Source organism: Shewanella waksmanii (assembly GCF_043643685.1).
GTDB lineage: Bacteria > Pseudomonadota > Gammaproteobacteria > Enterobacterales > Shewanellaceae > Shewanella > Shewanella waksmanii_A.
On record NZ_JBHZSN010000001.1, the window covers coordinates 415,579 to 426,341 of the forward strand.

The 10,763-nt window shown below is 44.4% G+C and carries 7 protein-coding genes; 6 read left to right on the forward strand and 1 reads right to left on the reverse strand.

Features of this window, described 5'->3' with window-relative positions; translation table 11 throughout:
• Positions 1-30: 30 nt before the first annotated feature.
• Together ACHUFW_RS01850 and rpoS are read left to right on the forward strand one after the other, a co-directional pair.
• A complete protein-coding gene (locus ACHUFW_RS01850) occupies positions 31-930 on the forward strand; it encodes a peptidoglycan DD-metalloendopeptidase family protein (RefSeq protein ID WP_394200485.1) in 900 nt (299 codons plus the stop codon).
• 80 nt (positions 931-1,010) lie between these two features.
• The gene (gene rpoS / locus ACHUFW_RS01855) at positions 1,011-1,982 is read left to right on the forward strand and encodes an RNA polymerase sigma factor RpoS (protein ID WP_394200285.1); all 972 of its coding nucleotides are present in this window, start codon (positions 1,011-1,013) and stop codon (positions 1,980-1,982) included.
• 122 nt (positions 1,983-2,104) lie between these two features.
• Here the strand turns inward: rpoS and mutS are convergent, their stop codons facing one another.
• Positions 2,105-4,627 carry a DNA mismatch repair protein MutS gene (gene mutS / locus ACHUFW_RS01860; RefSeq protein WP_394200486.1) on the reverse strand — a complete coding sequence of 841 codons (2,523 nt, stop codon included), beginning with the start codon at positions 4,625-4,627 and terminating at the stop codon, positions 2,105-2,107.
• A 393-nt stretch (positions 4,628-5,020) separates the two neighbouring features.
• Between mutS and recA the strand changes: the two genes are divergently transcribed.
• The 4 genes from recA (at position 5,021) to csrA (ending at position 10,217) form a co-directional block, all read left to right on the forward strand.
• The gene (gene recA / locus ACHUFW_RS01865; RefSeq protein WP_394200286.1) at positions 5,021-6,082 is read left to right on the forward strand and encodes a recombinase RecA; all 1,062 of its coding nucleotides are present in this window, start codon (positions 5,021-5,023) and stop codon (positions 6,080-6,082) included.
• A gap of 50 nt (positions 6,083-6,132) precedes the next feature.
• Positions 6,133-6,600, forward strand: coding sequence for a regulatory protein RecX (locus tag ACHUFW_RS01870; RefSeq protein ID WP_394200287.1), 468 nt, complete (start codon positions 6,133-6,135; stop codon positions 6,598-6,600).
• Positions 6,601-6,965: 365 nt separating this feature from the next.
• Complete coding sequence (gene alaS / locus ACHUFW_RS01875; protein ID WP_394200288.1) at positions 6,966-9,590, forward strand: alanine--tRNA ligase; 2,625 nt, start codon at positions 6,966-6,968, stop codon at positions 9,588-9,590.
• 429 nt (positions 9,591-10,019) lie between these two features.
• A complete protein-coding gene (gene csrA, locus ACHUFW_RS01880; protein ID WP_028774694.1) occupies positions 10,020-10,217 on the forward strand; it encodes a carbon storage regulator CsrA in 198 nt (65 codons plus the stop codon).
• Positions 10,218-10,763: the final 546 nt, after the last annotated feature.

Genomic DNA, 10,763 nt, shown 5'->3' on the forward strand with positions numbered 1-10,763 from the left:
GGTACGGGAGTAAACGTGTTGCGCTTTAGCCTGTTGCATTACAGCATCATGTTGACAATTTTTGTTGTGGCTTTCCTATCGGGTTGTAGCTTTCAATCAGATCGGCCAGCACCTGTAGAATCTGTGACAACACCAGTTAAAAAGTCCTACGCTCGAGGTGGTTTAACCTCTAGCCAATATAAAGTGCGCCGCGGTGATACTCTGTATTCGATTGCTTGGGCGGCTAATAAAGACTTTATCGATATCGCTCGCAAAAATAATCTCAAAAAGCCTTATACCATCTATCCTGGACAGGTATTGAGCCTGCATACGACATCTTCAGTTACAAATACACCAAAGACTAAAACGGCGAGTAAAAGTCATACTAAAGTTGCAAGCAAGCCAAGTAATAGTAATCAAAAACAACAAGTTGCATCAAATTCGCCATCACAAACCACTGCAGCAGAAAAAACTAAAAAATCGCTTGATTCAAACAAAAACTCTGCGTACTCTGTAACAACTGGTCAACAAAATATTAACCAGGTTGTCCACAAGCCAAAGTCGACATTACCCAACAAGGTGTATAAATGGCATTGGCCTGTAAATGGCAAGTTGATCGGGCGTTTCTCTGCGACAGAGCAAGGCAATAAAGGAATTAAAATCGCTGGCTCTCGCGGTGATGTAATTAAAGCAGCAGCAGACGGTAGAGTGGTATATGCCGGTAATGCATTAAGAGGTTATGGTAACTTAGTTATTATCAAGCACAGTGATGACTACTTAAGTGCCTACGCCCATGCTGATCAGATTTTAGTTAAAGAGAAGCAAAACGTTACGGTGGGACAAACCGTGGCTAAAATGGGGCAAACAGGGGCTAATCGAGTCATGTTACATTTCGAGATTCGATATCATGGCAAATCTGTCGACCCACTTAAATATTTACCTAAACGCTAATTAGTTTAGGTGCCAAGTTGGCAATTGGAGGATAAGAAAGTGCAGTAATTTAGCGTGTTAAAAATTTGGGAGATCATATTATGGGTCGTAAAACTTCAGCCGCAATAGCGGAGCCCTTAGTCGACTTGTCGAAGAACGAGTCGGAAATTGAATCTAAAACCAAGGAGGCAGCACAAGAAACAGAGTTAGACGCACAAGTACAAGATGATATGCAAAAAAACTTAGATGCCACCCAGCTGTATCTAAGTGAAATCGGTTTTTCCCCTCTTCTTAGCGCAGAAGAAGAAGTTTATTTTTCGCGTAAGTCCCTAAAAGGCTGTGAAAAATCTCGCAATCGTATGATTGAAAGTAACCTCAGACTCGTTGTCAAAATAGCCCGTCGCTACAATAATCGTGGTTTAGCTTTATTGGATTTGATTGAAGAAGGTAACCTTGGATTAATTCGAGCGGTAGAAAAGTTTGATCCCGAACGAGGCTTCCGTTTTTCAACCTACGCAACCTGGTGGATTCGCCAAACGATTGAGCGGGCGATCATGAACCAAACGCGCACTATTCGTTTACCTATTCACGTGGTTAAAGAGCTAAATGTGTACTTGCGAACAGCAAGGGAGCTTGCACATAAACTTGATCATGAGCCAACGGCAGAAGAGATCGCAGAGAAACTCGACTTACCTAGTGGTGATGTCAGTCGCATGTTAAAGCTTAATGAGCGAATCACGTCGGTGGATACACCACTTGGTGGTGATAGTGATAAAGCGCTGCTTGATGTACTTGCCGATGACGATAGTGTTGGACCAGACTATAAAGTGCAAGACGATGATATGTCTAAATCTGTGGTTCGTTGGTTAGATGAACTTAATAGTAAACAAAGAGAAGTGCTAGCGCGCCGATTTGGTTTACTAGGCTATGAGCCTTCAACATTAGAAAATGTGGGTAAAGAGATAGGGTTAACACGTGAGCGTGTAAGACAGATTCAAGTTGAAGCATTGAAACGTTTGAAAGATCTGTTAGGAGCTCAAGGTCTTTCTGTTGAAGCGATATTTAAAATGTAGCCGTAATAATTTGATCTAAAATGATGTCTATTAGTGAAGGTTTGTAGCCCGTATTCGAGTATTTGGCAGTGAATTAATAGACAACACCAATAAGCGCACCAGAGGGTGCGCTTTTTTATTGATTATCTTAACTTTTTGAGTTGATAAACTAGATCAAGCGCATCGCGGGGTGACAAGTCGTCAGGGTTAATGCTGTCGAGTTTATCCAGTGCCGCCGAGGTTTCTGGAGCTTGAAAGTCAAGCACTGGTTGAATATGTGCATCGAGTGCTTGGTGGTCACGGCTTTCTAGATGAGCCAATTTTTGCTTAGCGGCCTTGACGACTTTACTCGGTACACCTGCTAATGCAGCGACTTGCAGACCATAGCTTTTACTGGCTGCGCCTGATTGAACCGCATGCATGAACACAATGGAGTCACCATGCTCCATTGCATCTAAATGGACATTTGCAATGCTATTTATCTGCTCTGGTAGTTGCGTTAACTCGAAATAGTGGGTGGCAAACAAGGTTAGCGATTTTAATTTAGTCGCTAGATGCTCTGCTGCTGACCAAGCCAATGATAAGCCATCATAAGTTGACGTGCCGCGACCAATTTCATCCATCAATACCAGGCTTTCAGGTGTGGCATTGTGGAGAATGTTTGCCGTTTCTGTCATCTCAACCATAAAGGTGGAGCGCCCTGAAGCAAGATCGTCCGCCGCACCAATACGGGTGAAGATACGATCAACAGGGCCGATAACGGCTTTTTGTGCTGGAACAAAGCAGCCTATATGGGTCATTAAAGTAATCAATGCCACTTGACGCATGTATGTCGACTTACCGCCCATATTCGGGCCAGTTACCACCAACATGCTCTTGGCGGGAGACAATGAGACTGGGTTGGCAATAAAAGGCGTTTGGCTGACGTGTTCAACCACTGGGTGTCGACCCGCTTCAATCTCTATACCGACATTAGCAACAAGCTCTGGGCGATGATAATCCAAAGTTTCAGCACGTTCTGCAAAGTTAGCAATCACATCTAATTCAGCGGCAGCTCGGGCGAACTGTTGCAACTCAGCAAGTCTTGGCAGAATTTGATCGAACAAGGCTTCCCAAAGTTGCTTTTCTAATGCCAGCGCTTTGCCTTGGCTAGATAAGACTTTTTCTTCATGCTCTTTTAATTCGGCAACGATATAGCGCTCAGTATTTTTGAGTGTTTGCCTGCGTTGATAGCTAAGTGGCACCAGATCTGATTCACGACGGCTCACTTCAATGTAGTAGCCGTGCACTCGGTTGTAGCCCACTTTCAGGGTGGTCGCACCGGTAGCGGCTTTTTCTCTGGCTTCTAACTCCTCTAAATAATCGGTCGCACCTTGGCTTAAGTCACGCCATTGGTCTAGCTGTGCGTTATAACCCGGTTTTAATACGCCACCGTCACGGATAAGCATAGGAGGATTATCCACTATGGCGCGACACAGCAGTTCATGTTCTTGCGGGAACTCGCCCATTAATTGCGATAGTGCTTGTAGATGAGGACTTTTGCATTGGCCCAGAGTCGCTTGCAGTTCGGGTAAGGCGCCTAAGGCTTGGCGTAGGCGGGCGAAATCTCGCGGCCGGGCACTTCGTAGCGCAAGTCGCGCGGTAATACGCTCAACGTCGCCAAGCGACTTTAATTGCTCAGCCAAATCGTGAAACAGTGCGGTTGACAATAATTCATCGACAGCATCGTGGCGTGCTCGCAATACATTATGATCTCGCAGCGGTTCATGGATCCAGCGCTGCAACATACGGCTACCCATTGGGGTCGTTGTATTGTCTATCACGGCTGATAAGGTATTGGTGGTGCCACCTTGTAAGTTAGTGGTGAGCTCCAAGTTCTTGCGAGTTGCGGCATCAAGAATAATACTGTCGCACTGATTAAAGCGGCTAATCGCATTAATATGGGGGAGTGCGGTGCGTTGGGTATCTTTGACATATTGCACTAAGCAACCGGCAGCTTGAATTGATAACCTAACTTCACCTAGGCCATAGCCATAGAGATCTTTTGTGCCAAATTGGTCTAACAGCAGTTGCTGGCAAGTATCGAAATCAAACTCCCATTCAGGTCGACGACGTTTACCCGTAAAGCGGTTAATTAACTGCATATGGCTAAAGTCTTCACTGTATAGCAGTTCTGCGGGATTGGTTCTTTGTAGCTCGGCTTCCAAGGCTTCACTATCTGCTAACTCAGTGACAATAAACCGTCCCGATGAAATATCTAGTGTGGCATAGCCAAAGCCTACTTTGCCGTGATAAACCGCTGCAAGTAGATTATCTTGGCGTTCTTGTAGTAGGGCTTCATCGGTAAGCGTTCCCGGTGTCACTATACGAACGACTTTACGTTCGACTGGGCCTTTTGAGGTGGCCGGATCGCCAATTTGTTCACAAATGGCCACAGAGACACGTAGTTGTACCAATTTTGCTAAGTAGCCCTCTACCGCATGATAAGGTATACCCGCCATCGGTATAGGGTCGCCACCGCTTTTTCCTCTAGCGGTCAAGGAGATACCTAAAAGCTCAGACGCAAGTTTCGCATCATCATAAAACAGTTCATAAAAGTCGCCCATACGGTAAAACAGCAACATATCGGGTGTTTCTGCTTTCAACGTCAGGTATTGACGCATCATTGGGGTATGTTTTTCTAAATTCTGAGTTGCTGCGGTATTCACTCTTAAGCATTCCTACTGGGTATTGCACATTGCCACATTACGACAAGAAGATGCCGCAATATTAACAAAGTATTTTGCGATGATGGTGGCTAATTCGAAAAAATTGCGCCAAGGGGAAGTAATAAACTAACCCTTGGGTGTGTTCGGCCAAGATTTAATCGGCCATTGATAAGCTGCCAACGCGTTTTTGACGCGATAAATATACGGCACAGTAAAAAATATCATCAACAGTACTTGATACTGTATGATTGTACAGTATACTAGTTTGCATATTGAGGCTGCTCGCGACAAAGGCGTCTGGTCAGCACCACACAGTTTGCACAGCAAGGGCTGTGATTAAGAGGAAAACCTATGAGTATTGATGCGAATAAAGAGAAAGCACTGACAGCGGTACTAGGCCAGATTGAGAAGCAGTTCGGTAAAGGCTCTATCATGAAGCTAGGCGAAAACCGCTCGATGGATGTTGAAACCATTTCTACTGGGTCACTTTCTCTTGACGTTGCTTTGGGCGCTGGCGGTTTACCAATGGGACGTATTGTTGAAATTTACGGTCCAGAGTCATCGGGTAAAACGACACTAACATTAGAAGTTATTGCGGCAGCTCAGCGTGAAGGTAAGGTGTGTGCATTTATCGATGCTGAACATGCGCTAGACCCTATTTATGCACAGAAACTAGGTGTTGATATTGATAATCTGCTTTGCTCTCAACCAGATACTGGTGAGCAGGCACTGGAAATTTGTGATGCACTAACTCGTTCTGGCGCCGTCGATGTCATCATTGTTGACTCAGTAGCCGCGCTAACACCAAAAGCTGAAATTGAAGGCGAGATTGGTGATTCTCACATGGGTCTTGCTGCACGTATGATGAGCCAAGCAATGCGTAAGCTTGCAGGTAATCTTAAGCAGTCAAATACGCTACTTATTTTCATTAACCAAATTCGTATGAAAATTGGTGTCATGTTTGGTAACCCAGAAACCACCACGGGCGGTAATGCATTAAAATTCTACGCGTCAGTTCGTTTAGATATTCGTCGTACAGGTGCTATTAAAGATCGTGATGAAGTTATTGGTAACGAAACTCGAGTTAAAGTCGTTAAGAATAAAATTGCTGCACCATTCAAACAAGCTGAATTCCAGATCCTTTACGGAGAAGGGATTAACCGCACAGGTGAGCTTGTTGACTTAGGTGTTGCCCATAAACTGGTTGAGAAAGCCGGTGCTTGGTATAGCTATAAAGGCAATAAGATTGGTCAGGGCCGTGCTAATGCTGGTAAATACCTGATTGAAAACCCAGAAGTTTCAGCAGAAATCGAAGCGGCTTTACGCGCGATGTTGCTTAATAGTGGTGAAGTAATTGCAGACTCTGCATCGGGTGATGAAAACATTGATATGGAAACTGGCGAGGTTTTTTAATCTAGCCTGTGTTGATTAATGTTATGCATGGTGTTGGATGTTAGCTGACAATGGAAGATAAAAAGCCACAAAAGCCCAAACATTCAGCCATGCACGTTGCGGTGGGCCTACTTGCCCGCCGTGATTATTCCCGTCATCAAATCCAACTCAAATTACAGCAAAAACAATACAGCGAACAAGAAGTGGATGCCACATTAGCGCAATGTGAACAAAGTGGTTATCTTGATGACGCTAGATTTGCTGCATTGTTGCTTAAATCCCATATCGCCAAAGGCCATGGCACGAATAAAATTCGTCAGTCTATGCAGCAAAAGGGGCTTAGCAGATCACTCATCGAACAAGTTCTGTTAGATTCCGAATGCGACTGGTTTGAAGTTGCCAAGCTAAAAGCGCAAAAGAAATATGGTGAGGCTGTGCCGCTAGACCACCCAACTCGCGCAAAACGCATACGTTATCTTCTGGGCCAGGGCTTCGATTACGAGCAAGCCAATTATGCTTTAGCCGTTGAGGCTGATTAGCCTAAAACTCCCTTTCTATCGTTTATTTTTCTCACCGACATCCTGCGTTGTTGTCCATGTGTTGTTTTATCTGTATCGGCTGAATCAGTAGACCTAAAACGGTTTGGTTTTATTTTGGTATAACAACACTAAAACTCTGGTCGTTCATCAAGACTGTGCTTATAATGCTCGGTTAAAATAGTGCAGGCTAAAAGTCTAAAAATGGGACTTTTATAAAAAGAGTAGCGTCCGGCCACATCAAGTGTTCAAGTTGGCACCTTTAATAGGGTCATTACTCATTAAGCCTATCGAATCTAAAGTGCTTGGCTAAGGCTCGGCATTTGTAAGCAGTTTATTGTGAGCATAATCTAAATCAGGGTGATTTCATGTATCAAACCACCGCAGCGCTAAGAAGTGCGTTCTTGGAGTTTTTCCGTAATAACGGTCATCAGGTCGTCGACAGCAGTTCATTGGTACCTGGAAACGATCCAACGTTGCTATTTACTAATGCTGGTATGAACCAGTTTAAAGAACTTTTTCTTGGTGAAGATAAGCGCGACTACAGTCGCGCGACAACTTCACAGCGTTGTGTGCGTGCCGGCGGTAAACACAATGACTTAGACAATGTGGGTTACACGGCTAGACATCACACCTTCTTTGAAATGTTGGGTAACTTCAGTTTTGGCGATTACTTCAAGCAAGATGCCATTCAGTTTGCATGGCGTTTTCTAACTGAAGAGTTGAAACTGCCTAAAGAACGTTTATGTGTGACTATCTATGAAACTGATGACGAAGCTTACGATATTTGGACCAAAGAAATTGGTGTTCCAGCAGAAAATTTAATCCGCATTGGCGACAATAAAGGCGCGCCTTATGCGTCAGATAACTTCTGGCAAATGGGTGACACTGGCCCTTGTGGACCATGTACAGAAATCTTCTATGACCATGGCGATCATATCTGGGGTGGTCGCCCTGGCACGCCAGAAGAAGACGGTGACCGATTTATTGAAATTTGGAACATCGTTTTCATGCAGTATAACCGTCATGCTGATGGCACCATGGAGCCACTTCCAAAACCCTCTGTCGATACCGGAATGGGTATTGAGCGTATTGCGGCAATCATGCAAGGCGTGCATTCAAACTACGAGATTGATATTTTCCAAGCCTTGATTAAGAAAACCGCAGAAATCTTGTCGGTTAGCGACTTAGAGAACAAATCACTGCGTGTGATTGCAGATCATATTCGCTCTTGTGCGTTTTTGATTGCCGATGGCGTTATGCCGTCGAATGAAGGCCGCGGCTATGTGTTACGCCGTATTATTCGCCGAGCTGTACGTCATGGTAATAAACTTGGTGCGACCGAGTCTTTCTTCTATAAGTTGGTGCCAACCTTGATTGAAGTGATGGGTGATGCAGCAAAAGGCTTAGTGGCGACACAAGCCATTGTAGAGAAGTCATTAAAAGCCGAAGAAGAGCAATTTGCTCGTACCTTGGAGCGTGGTCTAGGGATATTAGATGCAGCACTGACAGAGCTGAAAGGTGATGTGTTAGATGGTGAGACCGCCTTTAAACTTTATGATACCTATGGTTTCCCAGTCGATTTAACTGCGGATGTTTGCCGTGAACGAGACATTACCGTTGATGAAGCGGGTTTTGAAGCGGCGATGGCAGAGCAACGCAGCCGAGCGCAAGCTGCAGGGCAATTTGAAACCGACTATAACGACAGCTTGAAAATCGATGGTGATACCGAGTTTTGTGGTTATACAGGTTTAACCGGCGAAAGTGTTGTTAGTGCGATCTATGTTGATGGCAACGCGGTTGACAGTATTAATGCTGGTGACAAAGCCGTTATCGTACTTGAAGCAACACCTTTTTATGGTGAATCTGGTGGCCAATGTGGCGATAAGGGTAGCTTAACTGCTGAGTCTGTGGCGTTCAACGTTACCGATACCCAAAAGTATGGTGCAGCGGTTGGTCATATTGGTGAATTAACACAAGGGCAGGTGACTGTTGGTCAGCGCCTTCAGGCGCAAGTCGATAAAAAGCTACGTCATCGCACTGAGCTAAACCACTCGGTTACTCACCTTTTACATGCAGCGCTTCGTCAAGTATTAGGCAGTCATGTTACTCAAAAAGGTTCATTAGTTGAACCTGAGCGCTTACGTTTCGATTTTTCTCATTTTGAAGCGGTAAAACCAGAAGAGCTTAAGGCGGTTGAGGATTTAGTTAATACGCAAATTCGACGTAACCATGAGCTGAAAGCTGAAGTGATGGATATTGAAGCCGCTAAAGAAAAGGGCGCAATGGCACTGTTTGGTGAGAAGTATGACTCACAAGTGCGCGTGGTTACTATGGGTGACTTCTCTATTGAGCTGTGTGGTGGTACTCACGTAGGCCGTACTGGCGATATTGGCGTGTTTAAAATCACCTCTGAAGGTGGGATTGCAGCTGGGGTTCGCCGTATTGAAGCGGTCACGGGTGCAGCTGCAATGGCTTATATAGCCGACCAACAAGCTGATTTAGCCAAAGCAGCTTCATTGCTTAAGTCTGACAGTGCATCGGTTGTATCTAAACTTAAAGCCCAGCTTGATAAAACCAAGCAATTGGAAAAAGAGCTTGCGCAACTTAAAGATAAATTAGCTGCAGCGACCAGTGCTGATTTGGCTGGCGAAGCGCAAGACGTCGCTGGTGTTAAAGTGCTAGTGAAAAAACTTGAAGGTGTTGAACCAGGCGCACTACGTGGTTTGCAAGATGAGCTTAAGCAGAAACTGCAATCAGGTATTGTTGTATTGGGTATTGCAGGTGAGGCGAAAGTTAACTTGATTGTCGGGGTGACCAAAGATCTGACTGGCAAGGTTAAAGCAGGCGAATTAGTTGCTAATGTTGCCGCGCAAGTTGGCGGTAAAGGTGGTGGACGTCCTGACATGGCCCAAGCTGGCGGCAGCCAGCCTGAGAATCTTGATGCTGCCTTGGCAAGTGTCCTCCCTTGGCTGACTGAAAAGCTTGGCTAAGTTGAAATAGAAAAAGCGCCTTAGGCGCTTTTTTTGTACCGATGAACAGAATACTTGCCTCATACGGTCTCATTTAATGAGCGACACTTTGATTGGCATGTTGGTTTTTACCCAGACTTTGGTCAGGAATTCATTTTTGTCGTTGTTAAGCCGACGTCGAAATAATGATCAATGACCAATAAAAGTCTAAAGAAGTGTAATTAATGCTGGATTAATCTCGTAAAGTGATAATATAAACTAACAAAAGAGTGAAAATAACTCGTTTTGGTTAGATGTTAGGCTGAGATTTCACACTTTTGATGCTTAAAGGTGCAATTAAATCACGCTTTTTGAATAGACTACTGTTAATTTGTACTATGCTGACCTTATAATAAGCATATTAACGGAATAGTGCCGTAGAGAGCAGACTAGGAACTAAGGAGCAAAAGAATGCTGATATTGACTCGTCGTGTTGGTGAAACACTGATGATTGGTGACGAAGTAACAGTCACTGTGTTAGGCGTAAAAGGTAATCAGGTACGCATCGGTGTTAATGCACCTAAAGAAGTATCTGTTCACCGTGAAGAAATTTATCAACGTATCCAGTCTGAAAAGGCCGGTAATGCTCCAGAAGGTGGCAACTTTTAAGTCATACTCTTGGACCGGAGTGAGACTTATAGAGAGTCAGCGATTTCGCTGGCTTTTTTGTTTTTAGGGTTTTTAAATTGCAGCCTTATACCAATCGGCATAAGAAAGTGAGCTACGCAGAGCTATTTTTGGCAAACTAGTTCGAGACGAATAACTTAAGTCATAGTGGTTCTATTGGGAAGTTATTCAACGAAGAAGTAGGCAGCCAGAAAAGCGCCCAAAGGGTGAGTTTTAGCACTTCTTATACTGTGTAAACGAACTTGAACGTAGAGTCACTATGCCCTTCATTCGTTGCCTTGTCTCAAATTCGCTAAACTCTCGCTGAGCGATCACAGCTTTATTTCGATTGGTATAACTACCTATTTGGCGCTTTAGAGAACAATCTGCTTAAAAACGACACAAACAGTAATTGTTTGTCAGAAATGGTTTGACTTATTTTCATCAAACAGTAATATGTGCGCCAAGAAAACGGAGAGGTGGCCGAGTGGCCGAAGGCGCTCCCCTGCTAAGGGAGTATGGGCTTTATCTCCCATCGAGGGTTCGAAT

What these genes read in the sequence shown, in the direction of transcription:
- rpoS (WP_394200285.1), top strand. Translation starts at nt 1,011, where the DNA reads ATGGGTCGTAAAACTTCAGCCGCAATAGCGGAGCCCTTAGTCGACTTG.
- mutS (WP_394200486.1), bottom strand. Translation starts at nt 4,627, where the DNA reads ATGATGCGTCAATACCTGACGTTGAAAGCAGAAACACCCGATATGTTG.
- recA (WP_394200286.1), top strand. Translation starts at nt 5,021, where the DNA reads ATGAGTATTGATGCGAATAAAGAGAAAGCACTGACAGCGGTACTAGGC.
- ACHUFW_RS01870 (WP_394200287.1), top strand. Translation starts at nt 6,133, where the DNA reads ATGGAAGATAAAAAGCCACAAAAGCCCAAACATTCAGCCATGCACGTT.
- alaS (WP_394200288.1), top strand. Translation starts at nt 6,966, where the DNA reads ATGTATCAAACCACCGCAGCGCTAAGAAGTGCGTTCTTGGAGTTTTTC.
- csrA (WP_028774694.1), top strand. Translation starts at nt 10,020, where the DNA reads ATGCTGATATTGACTCGTCGTGTTGGTGAAACACTGATGATTGGTGAC.